Source organism: Bacteroides sp. D1, from assembly GCF_000157095.2.
In the GTDB taxonomy this organism is placed as follows: Bacteria; Bacteroidota; Bacteroidia; order Bacteroidales; family Bacteroidaceae; genus Bacteroides; species Bacteroides xylanisolvens.
In genome coordinates this window covers 332,059-346,906 of the sequence record NZ_JH114339.1, presented here as the reverse complement: position 1 = coordinate 346,906, position 14,848 = coordinate 332,059, and the positions used below count along the sequence as shown (strand labels likewise).

The following is a 14,848-nucleotide window of genomic DNA, read 5'->3' as shown; positions in this document are numbered from 1 at the left end:
GCATAAAATTCTTTTTCCGGTAGTCACTGTCATCATTATGGAGGCTTTCATAAACAAAATGAGACGTTTGCATGGGGTGCGAAAGATGATAGTTGTAGAGGAGGCTTGGAAGGCAATCGCACGTGAAGGCATGGCTGACTATATAAAGTTTTTATGTGCGCCCGTAAAGGTTGCATCGTAAATATCTCTTTGGCAAGAGATTAGGAAAGTGTTCTTTGAAAATGACCTATCATCAGCCGACTTATCTGTTTCGGGAAAACTTAACCGAGCAGGGAGTGTAGCATGTCGGAAAAGTCATAAGTCAGTTAGTTACCAAACTGCGACTGAATGGCGAGATGAAAAGATAGATATGAGGATAAAGTCCGAATTGATTGAACGATAGTCCGAATGGTCCCCCTTGAGGCTATGGCGTAAGGTAACTATCAATCGCCATATCGTGATACTACTTCAGTGTATAGGAATGAAGGTAGCAAGAACTTATCACGACACAACCGCAGTAAGCGAGTAAAGGACGGAAGTCGTATCCGACAATCTATCATGCCAACAGTTACGATGTAATAAACGGGGATTACCTATCCCGAAGTGCCGAAAGGCTATTAGGTTCGACCTATGAAAATTCGGAGTGGTAACGGAGCTTCCATAGTAGTTTGAGCAAGGTAACGCCTTGTACATGGCGAAGGGAAGCAGCTAATTATTAATACAATTAACGGAAAATGTGAGAGACATTATGAGAAGTCCAGAAAGAGTATTAAACAGTCTATCAGAACACAGTAAGGATGCAAGCTATAAGTTTGAACGTCTTTACAGAATTTTGTTCAATGAGGAAATGTTCTACGTTGCCTATCAGCGTATCTACGCTAAAGAGGGTAACATGACTAAAGGTTCAGACGGTCAGACCATTGACAACATGAGCCTGAAACGAATTGAAAAGTTGATTGATACGTTAAAAGATGAAACGTACCAGCCCCAACCGTCAAAGAGGGTGTACATACCGAAGAAAAACGGTAAGAAAAGACCTCTTGGCGTGCCGACTTTCAATGACAAGTTGATACAAGAAGTAGTAAGAATGGTACTGGAAGCCATATACGAGGGAAATTTTGAATACACCTCGCATGGTTTCCGTCCCAATCGAAGCTGCCATACTGCATTAACTCATATCCAAAAGGAGTTTAATGGTGCAAAATGGTTTGTGGAGGGAGACATAAAAGGCTTCTTTGATAATATAAACCATGATGTATTGATAAACATTCTCTTGGAGCGTATTGCGGATGAACGCTTCATCCGATTGATACGCAAGTTTATGAAAGCGGGATATATCGAAGACTGGCAATTCCACAATACTTACAGTGGCACACCGCAAGGGGGTATCATCAGCCCGATATTGGCTAATATATACCTTGACAAGCTGGATAAGTATATAAAGGAATACACAGCCAAATTCGACAAAGGGAAGAAACGAAAATTCAGTAGAGAAAGTATGGACTTTGGCAATGCAAGAAAACGTATTGTGCGAAGATTGAAGTTCGTAAAAGACGAAAGGCAAAGGACAAAGCTAATCCTTGAACTGAAAGCAATAGAACAAGGACGGGCTAAATATCCCAACGGCGAAGAAATGGATGCCGATTACAGAAGAATGAAATATGCAAGATATGCAGATGATTTTCTTGTGGGAATTATCGGAAGCAAGCAGGATGCGCAACAGATAAAAGAAGATATTAAAAACTTCCTTGCTGACAGACTGGCATTGGAGCTGTCCGATGAAAAGACACTTGTCACTCACACGGAAAGACCGGCCAAGTTTCTCGGATATGAAATCACTGTAAGAAAGTCCAATGACCAAAGACGGGATAAACGGGGTAGATTGAGAAGAACCTATGGTAAAAGGGTCTGCTTGAATGTCAGTACGGAAACAGTCCGTAAAAAACTTTTCGATTGGGGAGTATTGGAACTGACAAACCGTAACGGAAAGGAAATATGGAAACCGAAATGTAAATCGGGACTGATATTCAATGACGACCTTGAAATCCTTGATAGTTATAATCGGGAAATCGTGGGGTTCTATAATTACTACTCCATAGCCAACAACTGCGCCCATGCCTTGAATAATTTCAAGTACATCATGGAATACAGCATGTACAAAACGTTTGCAGGCAAATATAAGTGCCGAACACGTAAGGTAAACAAGAAATATCGTAAGAACGGTAGGTTTATCGTAACGCACATGACTAAAACTGGTGTAAAGGAAAGATACTTTTACGACGGTGGCTTCAAACGAAAGAAGCCCACCTATAAATCGGAATGTGACATTATGCCACGAACAATTTATACTGCGGGGCGGACAAGCCTTGTTGAAAGGCTGAAAGCCCGTGAGTGTGAATTATGTGGAGCGACAGACGACCTTGTTATGCACCATGTAAGGAAACTAAAGAACTTGCAGGGAAAGGAAAGCTGGGAACGACACATGATTGCCCGTAAACGCAAGACGATTGCCGTGTGCAGGAGTTGTCACAAGAAGATACATGACGGAAAGATAGACTGAAATTAGTGGAGAGCCGGATACGCTGAGAGGTGTAAGTCCGGTTCGGGGGCGAGCATTTGGAAACCTACCATAGAAATATGATAAGGCGCTGGGTGCTTAGCCTACATAAGACCGCCCGAAAGTTCTGGGCTTCAGTGGGCGTGGTCACACAAGAGATTCAGGACATCATCGGGTCTGAGATTGTAAAGGAGGCTATCATCAACAACTCCGATGTGGTAATGCTGCTTGACCAAAGCAAGTTCCGTGAACGCTTTGATACCATCAAGGCTATTCTCGGTCTGACAGACGTGGACTGCAAGAAAATCTTTACCATCAACCGGCTGGAGAATAAAGAGGGGCGTTCGTTCTTTCGTGAGGTCTTTATCCGCCGTGGCACTACCAGCGGTGTGTATGGTGTGGAGGAACCGCATGAGTGTTACATGACCTATACCACGGAACGGGCCGAGAAAGAAGCCTTGAAACTCTACAAGGCTGAACTGCAATGCAGCCACAAGGAAGCCATCGAGCGTTATTGCGCTGACTGGGATGCTTCCGGAATAAGCAAGTCCCTGCCGTTTGCCCAAAAAGTGAATGCTGCCGGGAAGGTATTGAATCTTCATCAACCAAAGACAAAACAACAATGAAACGATTCGCTCTCATAATAATGACAATAGCCACGATTTTCGCCCAACAAGTTCATGCCCAGTATTACAGCGTGAACTTCGATGCGAAAACCGTTGCCGCTATGGTTGCCGCCTACGGTACTGGAACCGTTGCAGAAGCGTATTATGACGAGCAGGTGCAGAATATACTGAAACACTACAAGGCTTCGGAAGTGGCCACTGCCGGAATATTTGCCAGCAAGTTCCTGGAGAGGAAGGCACTCACTGATTTGGGCATCTGGAGCAGTGCCACCGAAAATTACTACTACCGCAGGATTTATCACTTGGTGGCGCACAAGATTATCCCGAAGACATGGATTGTCGCCAAGCTGATGCTCCGTTCTCCACAAACCGCACTCCATTGGTGCAGTTATCTGATGAAAGTGTGCGATGACACCAAATCCCTCTGTATGCAGTTCGAGAGCGTTGTCACCAACAGCACACTGTCTTTCTCCGATATCGCCTTTCTGGAAATCAATGAGGAAATCGCCTCCATCTTAAAACTTTCCGAGATTGGCAACGTGGACTGGCAACGGCTCTTTGATGACATATCCAAAATACCGGGCAACTTCACCAAGGAAAACCTGAAAGCCGATTTGGACAAACTTTACCGGATGGGAGCCGGTCTTGCCACTTCGGGAATCACCAATATCGGGAACGCCTTGTTGCAACAGAACTCGTTTCACGAGCTGATGAACGGGAAGGTCAGCAAGGTCATTGACATCTACGAGCATTACAACGGACTTTTCGAGCAACTGGAGAACAATGCCGGACAGACCATACTGGGTATCGTGGGTAGTGAAGAAAATGTGGCAGGATTGTTCAAGTTCAGCGACTACAACCTCACTTCGTGGATTACCGATTATTTGGACGAAACAGCCGGGAATTACTACACCCAGCGATGGTACATCGCGAGGCGTGACCGTGGCAGTGTCTCCCTCTGCGACTATTATCCCCCGACAGATGACAAGAGCATCCTTGAAGGTGGTGAATGGACCCGCTTCAAGACAAGCTATCCGAACTTCTATCCCAACGCATCGCAAAAGGAACAGGCCCTTTCCAATTCGGAACGCTACGCCGGATGGTCAAGGAACAGAGTGCAACAGCTTAACAACGCCAATGACGGCTTCAGTTACACCATCAATTATTACCAGTCCAGCTATATCATTAAAAAAGGAAAGAAGCAGACCAAGAAGGCATACGCCTACGAAATCCATGTCACGAAAAGCTGGAACAACGAGGAAATAGTCTATGAAGACGTGTTCGATTCCTATTCGATGGATTTGAACACATTCAAGGCACAACTTAATGCACATCTGTCTGAGTTTAACGACAACGAAGACGGCTATGTCTATTATATCGCTTCCGACAGCCGGAACTATTACCAGGCAACCAATGAAGAGAAACTGAAAGGATGCGAAACGGTAACAATCAGTGTCACCTGTTCGGACGGTGCGACACTTGGGCAGGGAACAACCCAGTACAAGTGCCGGAAATGCGGAAGTACGCTCAACGCACATTCCAAAGAGTGCGCGATGAAGACTACAGCTGAAAGCGAGGAACTGGATTTGTCTGAACTCGATGCCATGCAGCGGGAAGCGGACAACAAGGTTTACGCGCTCCAGTCACAAATATCCGCATTGGAAACGGAAAACGAATCGCTTATCAAACAGATTGCCAATGCCAGTGTGGAGGATGCCGTTCCTCTCCGTCAGAAATACAATGAGAACAAAGCGGAGATAGACAGGTTGAAACCTGAACTTGCCGCCTGGCAGCAGAAGCAAGAGGAAATCGCACAGGCAAAAGAAGAAGCCAAAAGCGACAACGATGTGCAGACCGATGACTATTACCGGATACCGGCTATCATGCAAGACTGCAAGACGGCTTACAATATCACCTGGCAGGACAACGGTTCCTGGAACGGCTACACCTATGTCCGAAAAGGCACAATCCCGAATATCAACGGCATCATCACATTCAAGGCGACACTGAAAATCGCCCGAAAGCCCAAATACTTCCTTGGCATCAAGATACACAGGGCTATCCTGCAAATCTCCTGGGACTTGGCAACGGAGTATTCGGATACCCATGTGGTGGAAGTGATTACGCTTGACCCCGATATGAGCGACAAGGAAAAGACAAAACTGGTCAATGACCGCATAGCGGAAATCGCGAAAGAATATCCGAAGTGCAAGATAACGACTGAATACGCCCGTACTGCACCGCAGGAGGACACGAAAACAAACGATATGTATCACCTGCTTTGGTCAAGCGACCGGCTGGAGATAGCCCGTGAAGTGGATTCCCGGCTCACGAAGATTTACGCCGACTTGGTATCATTGGAAAAGATGATGCACTACAGGCGCAGTATCATTGACGTGCTGAAAGATGTTCTGCCACCCGTTGACGATGATCAGGGGCGCAGACTTTCCCTTGTGGAGGAATGTCACGACCGTTGGATGGAAAACGCACGAAACAGAAAGACTAAGGAGGGCAAGCGATGAAAAGAGGCAGGACATATATACTCGGACTGTTGATAATGCTGCTGGCACCCCTGTCCGCAAATGCGCAATGGAGTTTTGATGTGGGGACGGTTGAAGCCTATATCAATGACCACAAGCAACAGCGAAGCCTCTTGCTGGCTCGCTCCACCTTGGAACACAGCAATAAACTGTTGCATGAGTACAGCCGCAAGGAAATGGTGGGTTATAAGGAACTGAACGTGGATCTGGACAAGTACACCAGAGCTTTCGATGTAATTGACGTGATGTACCAGTCCCTGCGCACGGCATTGAATGTACATTCCACCTACAAAGGGGTCAGCGAAAGAATATCCGACTACAAGGCGATGCTTGAAGATTTCAGTGAGAAGGTCATCAAGCGAAAGCACATAGAGTTGGCGGACACGCTGATATTATCCATCAATGCCGGAGCCATACGGATGATAGCCCAGGAAGGAGAATACCTATATAAATCCGTGAGCGATTTGGTTCTGTACGCCACAGGTGCGGCGGCCTGTTCCACTTCGGACTTGCTGATGGTGCTGAACAGCATCAACTGTTCTCTTGACAATATCGAGAAGCATTTGAACCGTGCCTATTTCGAGACCTGGCGGTACATACAGGTTCGTATCGGCTATTGGAAAGAGAAAGTCTATCGTACCAAAACCAAACGGGAACTTATTGACGATGCTTTCGGACGGTGGAGACAATCAGGTAAACAGGATTATTGATAACTAAAAATAGAGAAATTATGAAATGGATTTTTACAACGATGCTGTTCGTGGCAACCATTGCGGCAAACGCCCAATATGTCACCTACAACCACGATTCGCCCAAGATGAACCAAATCACGGTGGAAGAAACCGGAGCCGGTGCGCTCAAACCGGAACTTTATTACACGTTGCTGCACAACAAATACAAGAAAACGGCAGCGGTCAAGAACAAACTCACATTCCGCACGGCGGCAGGCGTGGCTTCCTATCAGCAGGTAGATGAAGCGGAAGCCATAGATTCCGCACTCACAAGCAGAGCCAAGATTGAAGCCTTGAATGTGGCAGACCGACAAGTGGATCTGGCCTGGCTTGCGGAAAAGGACAAGATAGAATCCCAGATGCGGCAGTTTCAGAAGAACATTGACCGCATAATGATGACAGGCGGCTCGCCAAAAGAAAAAGAACGGTGGAACGACTATTACCGTGTCTATCAATGCGCAATCAAGGCAACAAGGGATGCCTATATGCCCAATGCGCAGCGTAAGAAAGAGTATCTGCAAATCTATGCCGATGTCTCCCGGCAAAACGATGTACTGGTGAAATATCTCGTCCAGTTGAGCAACCGCAATGCCACGAAGAATCTCCTTTCGGCAACGGAGAACCGCCAGATAGACAAAAGAAGCATTATCAGCAATGCCATGAGTCGCTGGAACGAATCCCGGTCAGCAGTGCGAGGGTCGCAGAATGATGACGGAAGCGAAGACGGAGACGGTAATGAGAGTGTGAACAGATAAAATTAAATGGAAAAATAGATGGCAAGCGGAGATATACTTTCAGATTTCGGCATCAATCTGCTTGAAGAAGAGATTGATGATGTGATTTTTCAGACCAACGAGTTCCTGACGGATGCCACCTTCACAGGTTCACAAGGCCCGTTTTGGTGGATTCTCCAGATGTGTATGGCACTCGCGGCCTTGTTTGCAATCGTCATGGCAGCAGGTATGGCGTACAAGATGATGGTCAAGAATGAACCGCTGGATATCATGAAGTTGTTCAAGCCATTGGCAATTTCAATTATCCTATGCTGGTGGTATCCTCCGGCTGACACGGGTATGGTAAACAGCGGAAGCAACTGGTGTGTGTTGGATTTCCTATCCTATATCCCAAACTGTATCGGCTCTTACACTCATGACCTGTACCAGGCAGAAGCCACACAGATAGAGGATAAATTTCAGGAGGTGCAGCAACTCATCTATGCAAGAGATACGATGTACACCAGCCTGCAAGCACAGGCGGATGTGGCACACAGCGGAACTTCCGACCCTAATCTGATAGAAGCCACTATGGAACAGACCGGGGTGGACGAAGTGACCAATATGGAAAAGGATGCAGCCAAACTTTGGTTCACTTCACTTACTTCCGGGATTGTTGTAGGAATAGATAAAATCGTGATGCTCATAGCTTTAATTGTATTTCGCATAGGCTGGTGGGCTACGATTTACTGCCAGCAAATCCTGCTCGGAATGCTCACGATTTTCGGACCGATACAATGGGCTTTCAGCCTCTTGCCCAAATGGGAAGGAGCTTGGGCCAAATGGCTGACAAGGTATCTGACGGTACATTTTTATGGTGCGATGCTCTACTTCGTCGGATTTTATGTCCTGCTTCTGTTCGACATTGTGCTTTGCATACAGGTGGAAAACCTGACGGCAATCACGGTAAGTGAGCAGACAATGGCTGCTTATCTGCAAAACTCCTTTTTCTCGGCAGGCTACCTTATGGCTGCAAGTATCGTGGCATTGAAATGCCTGAACCTTGTTCCGGACTTGGCGGCATGGATGATTCCAGAAGGCGACACGGCATTCTCAACCCGAAACTTCGGTGAAGGTGTGGCTCAACAGGCGAAAATGACAGCGACCGGTGCAATCGGCACCATGATGCGATAATCGTAAACTCATAATCAAGAATATACAATGGTAATCAGAAATTTAGAAAACAAAATCAAGTTAGTGGGAATCATCTGCTCGTTCTTCCTTGTCGGCTGCATCATCATCAGCGTAAGCAGCATTTGGACGGCACGGACAATGGTGACAGATGCACAGAAGAAAGTCTATGTGCTGGACGGCAACGTGCCAATATTGGTCAACCGTACCACGATGGACGAAACCCTTGATGTGGAAGCCAAAAGTCATGTGGAAATGTTCCACCACTTCTTTTTCACGCTTCCTCCCGATGACAAGTACATCAAATACACGATGGAAAAGGCGATGTACCTGGTGGACGAGACCGGACTTGCACAGTACAACACGCTCAAAGAGAAAGGCTTTTACTCCAACATCTTGGGAACGAGTGCCGTATTCTCCATTTACTGCGACAGTGTGCGGTTTGACAAAAGCAATATGGAGTTCACTTATTACGGACGGCAGCGTATCGAGCGCAGAAGCAATATCCTGATGCGTGAACTGGTGACGGCAGGGCAACTTAAACGAGTACCGAGAACCGAGAACAATCCGCACGGACTGCTTATCGTAAATTGGCGTACCCTCCTCAATAAAGACATCGAACAGAAAACGAAAGCAACCTATTAAAATTTACAGATATGAACACCAAAGGATTCCGCAGGATGCTGTTCGGCGAAAAGATGCCGGACAAGAACGATCCACAATACAAAGAGAGATACGAGCGTGATGTGAATGCCGGTCGCAAATTCGCCCAGGCGACACGTCTTGACAAACTGGCCGCCAAGATACAGGGCTTTGCCAACAGGAACAAGATACTGTTCCTTGTCATGGTATTCGGTTTCGTAATCGGCACATTCACCTTCAACATTTATCGGCTGACCAAAGCTTATCGGCATGGTCAGGAGATAAGAAGTGCTACAGAAATGCAGGACAGCCTGCTCAGAGAACGCCACAAGGAGCCGGTTGCTCCCATTGTTGAACCCACCCAAACCAGACAACAATGAAAAGGATATTCGAGAAAATCAATTTCAGGCAGCCCAAATATATGCTTCCTGCCATATTGTATATTCCGCTGTTGGGCGCGTCCTATTTCATCTTTGACCTCTTCAATGCAGAAAAGGCAGAGATAGCCGACAAGACACTCCAGACCACGGAGTTCCTGAATCCCGACCTGCCCGATGCCACCATCAAGGGCGGCGACGGCATAGGAAGCAAATACGAGAACATGGCAAAGTCGTGGGGCAAGATTGCCGACTACACGGCTGTGGATAACATAGAACGAGACGAACCCGATGATGACAAGGAAAAATACGAATCACAGTACAGCCAGGACGAAGTTGCCTTCTTGGGTGAACTGGAACAGCAGAAATTACAGGCAGAGGACGCTGCCGATGCCAAAGCGAGAGAGCAGGAAGCCCTCAAAGAACTGGAGCGTGCCCTCGCGGAAGCACGACTAAAGGCGCAGGCACAGGTGGAACCTGTTGAACCGCTTGCAGAAGACAGTCTCGAACAACGCACGGAAACCGGAGTGTCCGCAAGCGGAACAATCAATGAAGACAGCCGGGCGGTAAACGCTCCTTCCGAAAACGAAGAACCGGGTGAAATGATCAAGAAAGTAAAAGTGACCTCCGACTATTTCAACACCATTGCCCAAAACGAGCATGAGCCTAATCTGATCAAGGCGATTATAGACGAGGATGTCAAGGCCGTGAACGGAAGCCGTGTCAGGCTTCGGCTTTTGGATGATGTGGAAATCAATGAGACGGTGGTCAAAAGCGGTTCTTATCTCTATGCCATCATGAGCGGTTTTTCCTCGCAGCGGGTCAAGGGAACCATTAACAGCGTACTGGTGAATGATGAAATCATCAAGGTCAGCCTTTCGCTCTATGATACCGACGGACTGGAGGGACTGTATGTGCCGTCAAGTTCATTCAGGGAAACCGCCAAAGATGTGGCAAGCGGAGCGTTCAACAGCAACATGAACATGAATACCGGCAGTAATGGCAACAGCCTTACCCAATGGGGAATGCAGGCTATTCAGGATGCCTACCAGAAGACGAGCAACGCCATCAGCAAGAACATCAAAAAGAACAAGGTCAACCTGAAATACGGTACGTTTGTCTATATCATCAACAGCAAGGAAAAAAGAAATGCAAAGTAAATAACCATTCAAAGAATCATAGATATGAAGATTATCAAGACTATCTGTATCGGAGTAACGGCGGCATTGTCGAGCCTGCCTACATTCGCCCAGCAGACTTACGAGGAACTGGAGCAACTGACCGTCAACGAGCAAGTGACCACGGTCATTACCGCTTCCGAACCTATACGCTTCGTGGATATTTCCACGGACAAAGTAGTCGGTGACCAACCGATAAACAACACGATCCGTCTGAAACCAAAGGAGACGGGATACGAGGACGGTGAGATACTGGCCATCGTCACCATTGTCACGGAACGCTATCGTACCCAGTATGCGTTGCTCTATACCACAAGGATGCAGGAAGCCGTGACGGACAAGGAAATCGAGTTCCGGGAACGTAACGCCTATAACAATCCTGCCGTGAGTATGTCACAGGCGGATATGACACAGTTTGCGAGGCGTATATGGAACTCTCCTGCCAAATACCGCAACGTGAGAAGCCGGGAACACCGCATGACGATGAGATTGAACAACATCTACGCGGTCGGTGATTATTTTTTCATTGACTTCTCCATTGAGAACAAGACAAACATCCGTTTTGACATTGACGAGATCCGGGTAAAACTCGCGGACAAGAAGTTGTCCAAGGCGACCAACGCCCAAATCATAGAGCTGGCTCCCGCATTGGTACTTGAACAGGCAAAGTCATTCCGTCATGGCTACCGCAATGTCATCGTGTTGAAGAAGATGACCTTCCCCAACGACAAGGTACTGACCATTGAAATGACCGAGAAACAGATAAGCGGCAGGAACATACATCTGAATATAGACTACGAGGATGTGCTTTCAGCCGATTCGTTTAACCGTGTATTATTGGAGGAGGAATGATGAAAAAGATATTATTGGTATTGGTCACGGTAATGACATTTGCCATGAACGGTAAAGCGCAAAGCAACAGCGACCGTCTTTCGTTGGGTGTCGGTTGCCTGTATCAAAACGGGCTGGACATCACCCTCTCATACGAACATGAGGGCAAGTACCACCACACATGGGAGTTTTTTGCCAATGGTTATCTCAAATGGGACGAATGCGCATCCTGCGGTCATATCTGTCCGGAATCATTCTGGAGGAATTACAGGAGTTACGGATTCGGAGTAGCCTACAAGCCTTGTGTGGCGCGTGGTCGCAACCATTACGGCAATGTCCGTATCGGGGCATCGGCCGGGAGTGACACAAAACGGTTCTTGGGCGGCATCCACCTCGGCTATGAACACAATTACGTACTTCGAGGTGGCTGGAGACTTTTCTGCCAGGTGAAAACCGATTTGATGATAAAAGGAGAAGACCTGTTCCGCACGGGCATTGTCTTAGGTGTAAAATTACCTCTAAACTAAGGGAAAATGAAAAAGAAATTATACATAAACGCTTGCAGGCTATTCAGTCTGTCGGCCATCGTCATGTTATTCGTGGCCTGTGACGCACACCGGGATTTCCCGGACACGGCAATGAAGCCCTGTCATATCCTGTGTACGGACGGCAAAGTGTTGTCGGTATCAGACTTCAAGCAATCCGAAAAACAGCCCATTGCCGTGGTGTTCCATGTCAATCACGATGAAGCCATTGAAGGCAACGGCTATGCGGTTTACCTGTGGGACTTGGCTCCGGAGGCTTTTGCAGATAGCATAGGGGTAAACCAACGCACATCTACTGACATCACGGCACTGGACGGCAACGAAAACACCTTTGCAATCTACGACACCAGAGAAACCACCTCGCCTATGGCAGAAGCAGTCTTCGCCCTGTGGCGGTACGGACAGTCGTCCTATATCCCATCCGTGGCACAGATGCGGATGCTCTATAATGCCAAGAGCCAGATAAACCCCATCATCAGGATGTGCGGTGGCGACGAACTGCCCGATGCAGCCGATGACTGCTGGTACTGGACGAGTACGGAAGTGGCCGGGCAGGAAAAGGCGAAAGCGTGGCTCTATTCCATGGGAAGCGGCTCGATGCAGGAAACACCCAAGACACAGGCGCACAAGGTACGAGCAATCATTACCTTGAGAGATTAAGAATCAGAATATACAAGAATTAGCGAATAACTGGAAACGAAATGGAAGAAAGCAAAGAGTTACAAGGTTTTTACAAGATATTCCGTTCGATCATCTATGTCTCCATTCTGCTGGAGTTTTTCGAGTATGCCATTGACCCGGCCATGCTTGACCATTGGGGCGGCATACTCTGCGACATACACGGGCGTATCAAGCGGTGGGTAATCTACAATGACGGGAATCTCGCGTATAGCAAGTTAGCCACATTCCTGCTTATATGCATCACCTGTATAGGGACAAGGAACAAGAAGAAACTGGAGTTCAATGCACGGAAACAAGTTCTTTATCCTATTATAATAGGTATGGGGCTGGTTGTATTGTCTGTTTGGTTGTTCGGATATCCGATGGAAACAAGGCTTTACACTTTACGGTTGAACATCTGGCTTTATATGCTTGCCTCAATAATCGGTGTGGTACTGGTACACATTGCCCTTGACAACATTTCCAAGTTCCTCAAAGAGGGATTACTGAAAGACCGTTTCAATTTTGAGAATGAGAGTTTTGAGCAGTGCCGGGAGTTGCAGGAGAACAAGTATTCGGTCAATATCCCCATGCGCTACTATTACAAGGGGAAGTTCCGCAAAGGTTGGGTGAACATCAGCAATCCTTTCCGAGGCACATGGGTGGTCGGCACACCGGGTTCCGGCAAGACTTTCTCCATTATCGAACCGTTTATCCGGCAACACTCGGCAAAAGGCTTTGCCTTAGTCGTTTACGATTATAAGTTTCCGACCTTGGCTACCAAATTATACTATCATTACAAGAAAAACCAGAAGCTCGGAAATCTGCCCAAGGGGTGCAAGTTCAACATCATCAATTTCGTTGATGTGGAGTATTCGAGGAGGGTGAACCCTATCCAGTTGAAATACATCAACAACCTTGCTGCCGCATCTGAAACCGCAGAAACCCTGCTTGAGTCCTTACAAAAAGGCAAGAAAGAAGGAGGCGGTGGCAGTGACCAGTTCTTTCAGACATCCGCTGTCAACTTCCTTGCAGCCTGCATCTATTTCTTCTGCAACTGGGGCAAAGAGCCATACGACAAGGACGGCAATATGCTCACGGCAGAGAAGGTACAGGACAAACAGACCAAACGGATGATACCCACCGGACGGGTGTTCAATTCCGCAGGCGAGGAAGTGGAACCGGCTTATTGGCTCGGAAAGTATTCCGATATGCCACATATCCTGTCATTCCTCAATGAGAGTTACCAGACCATTTTCGAGGTGTTGGAGACCGACAACGAGGTGACGCCGTTGCTCGGTCCGTTTCAAACCGCTTTGAAGAACAAGGCAATGGAACAGTTGGAAGGTATGATTGGTACGCTACGTGTCTATACCTCACGCCTTGCCACCAAGGAAAGTTACTGGATATTCCACAAGGACGGTGACGACTTCGACTTGAAAGTTTCTGACCCGAAAAGTCCTTCTTATCTCTTGATTGCCAATGACCCGGAAATGGAGAGCATCATCGGTGCGCTGAACGCCCTTATCCTCAATCGTCTGGTTACACGAGTGAACACGGGACAAGGCAAAAATATCCCGGTAAGCATCATCGTTGATGAGCTGCCGACTTTGTATTTTCACAAGATAGACCGCCTTATCGGTACGGCTCGAAGCAACAAGGTGTCAGTGGCGTTGGGATTCCAGGAACTTCCGCAGCTCGAAGCGGATTATGGCAAGGTAGGTATGCAGAAGATTATCACCACTGTCGGCAATGTGGTCAGCGGTTCTGCCCGTTCCAAAGAGACCTTGGAATGGCTGTCTTCCGACATCTTCGGCAAGGTGGTACAACTCAAAAAGGGCGTGACCATCGACCGGGACAAAACCAGCATCAACCTCAATGAGAACATGGACAGTCTTGTTCCTGCATCCAAAATCTCCGATATGCCGACCGGATGGATATGCGGTCAGACAGCCCGTGATTTTGTGAAGACAAAAACAGGAAGCGGTGGAAGCATGAACATTCAGGAAAGCGAGGAGTTCAAGACCTCCAAGTTTTACTGCAAGACAGACTTCGACATGAAAGAAATAAAAAAGGAAGAAGCCGGCTATGTACCGCTTCCCAAGTTCTACACCTTCAAATCAAGGGATGAACGGGAACGCATCCTTTACAAGAACTTCGTACAGGTTGGAGAAGATGTCAAGGAAATGATACAAGAGATTCAGAAATATAAAGTGAAATAGCTTTTCTAATGGGGGCAAATCATCAGGCATTGCCCCCATATTCCAACCCCAATAAT

13 protein-coding genes and 1 pseudogene are annotated in these 14,848 nt (G+C 47.2%); all 14 read left to right on the top strand.

Translation table 11 applies throughout. The annotated features are described in order from the left end of the window. Positions 1-181, top strand: a pseudogene (locus BSAG_RS24235) (TraG family conjugative transposon ATPase); the annotation flags it as partial. Between the two features lie 546 nt (positions 182-727). Next, positions 728-2,539, top strand: coding sequence for a reverse transcriptase/maturase family protein (locus BSAG_RS13000; protein ID WP_004318718.1), 1,812 nt, complete (start codon positions 728-730; stop codon positions 2,537-2,539). Positions 2,540-2,631: 92 nt separating this feature from the next. After that, positions 2,632-3,162, top strand: a complete 531-nt coding sequence (locus BSAG_RS13005; protein WP_255344462.1) for a TraG family conjugative transposon ATPase — start codon at positions 2,632-2,634, stop codon at positions 3,160-3,162. Continuing rightward, positions 3,159-5,684 carry a hypothetical protein gene (locus BSAG_RS13010; RefSeq protein ID WP_008771402.1) on the top strand — a complete coding sequence of 842 codons (2,526 nt, stop codon included), beginning with the start codon at positions 3,159-3,161 and terminating at the stop codon, positions 5,682-5,684. The genes BSAG_RS13005 and BSAG_RS13010 overlap by 4 nt, the downstream gene beginning before the upstream one ends. Next, on the top strand, positions 5,681-6,412 hold the full coding sequence (locus BSAG_RS13015; RefSeq protein WP_008771401.1) for a hypothetical protein: 732 nt from the start codon (positions 5,681-5,683) through the stop codon (positions 6,410-6,412). The genes BSAG_RS13010 and BSAG_RS13015 overlap by 4 nt, the downstream gene beginning before the upstream one ends. A 20-nt stretch (positions 6,413-6,432) precedes the next feature. Next, positions 6,433-7,188, top strand: coding sequence for a DUF5045 domain-containing protein (locus BSAG_RS13020; RefSeq protein ID WP_008771400.1), 756 nt, complete (start codon positions 6,433-6,435; stop codon positions 7,186-7,188). An 18-nt stretch (positions 7,189-7,206) separates the two neighbouring features. Then, positions 7,207-8,340: a membrane protein gene (locus BSAG_RS13025; protein ID WP_008771399.1), complete on the top strand. Its 1,134-nt coding sequence runs from the start codon at positions 7,207-7,209 to the stop codon at positions 8,338-8,340. Positions 8,341-8,367: 27 nt separating this feature from the next. Continuing rightward, positions 8,368-8,982 carry a conjugative transposon protein TraK gene (gene traK / locus BSAG_RS13030; protein ID WP_008771398.1) on the top strand — a complete coding sequence of 205 codons (615 nt, stop codon included), beginning with the start codon at positions 8,368-8,370 and terminating at the stop codon, positions 8,980-8,982. A gap of 11 nt (positions 8,983-8,993) precedes the next feature. Then, the gene (locus tag BSAG_RS13035) at positions 8,994-9,359 is read left to right on the top strand and encodes a hypothetical protein (RefSeq protein ID WP_008771397.1); all 366 of its coding nucleotides are present in this window, start codon (positions 8,994-8,996) and stop codon (positions 9,357-9,359) included. Beyond that, on the top strand, positions 9,356-10,516 hold the full coding sequence (gene traM, locus BSAG_RS13040; protein WP_008771396.1) for a conjugative transposon protein TraM: 1,161 nt from the start codon (positions 9,356-9,358) through the stop codon (positions 10,514-10,516). Before BSAG_RS13035 ends, traM begins: the two co-directional genes overlap by 4 nt. Positions 10,517-10,540: 24 nt before the next feature. Beyond that, positions 10,541-11,386: a conjugative transposon protein TraN gene (traN, locus tag BSAG_RS13045; protein ID WP_008771395.1), complete on the top strand. Its 846-nt coding sequence runs from the start codon at positions 10,541-10,543 to the stop codon at positions 11,384-11,386. Further along, a complete protein-coding gene (locus tag BSAG_RS13050) occupies positions 11,383-11,892 on the top strand; it encodes a hypothetical protein (protein WP_008771394.1) in 510 nt (169 codons plus the stop codon). The genes traN and BSAG_RS13050 overlap by 4 nt, the downstream gene beginning before the upstream one ends. A gap of 6 nt (positions 11,893-11,898) precedes the next feature. Next, positions 11,899-12,570, top strand: a complete 672-nt coding sequence (locus tag BSAG_RS13055; RefSeq protein WP_008771393.1) for a DUF1566 domain-containing protein — start codon at positions 11,899-11,901, stop codon at positions 12,568-12,570. Between the two features lie 41 nt (positions 12,571-12,611). After that, positions 12,612-14,792, top strand: a complete 2,181-nt coding sequence (locus tag BSAG_RS13060) for a type IV secretory system conjugative DNA transfer family protein (protein ID WP_008771392.1) — start codon at positions 12,612-12,614, stop codon at positions 14,790-14,792. Positions 14,793-14,848 lie beyond the last annotated feature (56 nt).

What these genes read in the sequence shown, in the direction of transcription:
- BSAG_RS13000 (WP_004318718.1), top strand. Translation starts at nt 728, where the DNA reads ATGAGAAGTCCAGAAAGAGTATTAAACAGTCTATCAGAACACAGTAAG.
- BSAG_RS13010 (WP_008771402.1), top strand. Translation starts at nt 3,159, where the DNA reads ATGAAACGATTCGCTCTCATAATAATGACAATAGCCACGATTTTCGCC.
- BSAG_RS13015 (WP_008771401.1), top strand. Translation starts at nt 5,681, where the DNA reads ATGAAAAGAGGCAGGACATATATACTCGGACTGTTGATAATGCTGCTG.
- BSAG_RS13020 (WP_008771400.1), top strand. Translation starts at nt 6,433, where the DNA reads ATGAAATGGATTTTTACAACGATGCTGTTCGTGGCAACCATTGCGGCA.
- BSAG_RS13025 (WP_008771399.1), top strand. Translation starts at nt 7,207, where the DNA reads ATGGCAAGCGGAGATATACTTTCAGATTTCGGCATCAATCTGCTTGAA.
- traK (WP_008771398.1), top strand. Translation starts at nt 8,368, where the DNA reads ATGGTAATCAGAAATTTAGAAAACAAAATCAAGTTAGTGGGAATCATC.
- BSAG_RS13035 (WP_008771397.1), top strand. Translation starts at nt 8,994, where the DNA reads ATGAACACCAAAGGATTCCGCAGGATGCTGTTCGGCGAAAAGATGCCG.
- traM (WP_008771396.1), top strand. Translation starts at nt 9,356, where the DNA reads ATGAAAAGGATATTCGAGAAAATCAATTTCAGGCAGCCCAAATATATG.
- traN (WP_008771395.1), top strand. Translation starts at nt 10,541, where the DNA reads ATGAAGATTATCAAGACTATCTGTATCGGAGTAACGGCGGCATTGTCG.
- BSAG_RS13050 (WP_008771394.1), top strand. Translation starts at nt 11,383, where the DNA reads ATGATGAAAAAGATATTATTGGTATTGGTCACGGTAATGACATTTGCC.
- BSAG_RS13055 (WP_008771393.1), top strand. Translation starts at nt 11,899, where the DNA reads ATGAAAAAGAAATTATACATAAACGCTTGCAGGCTATTCAGTCTGTCG.
- BSAG_RS13060 (WP_008771392.1), top strand. Translation starts at nt 12,612, where the DNA reads ATGGAAGAAAGCAAAGAGTTACAAGGTTTTTACAAGATATTCCGTTCG.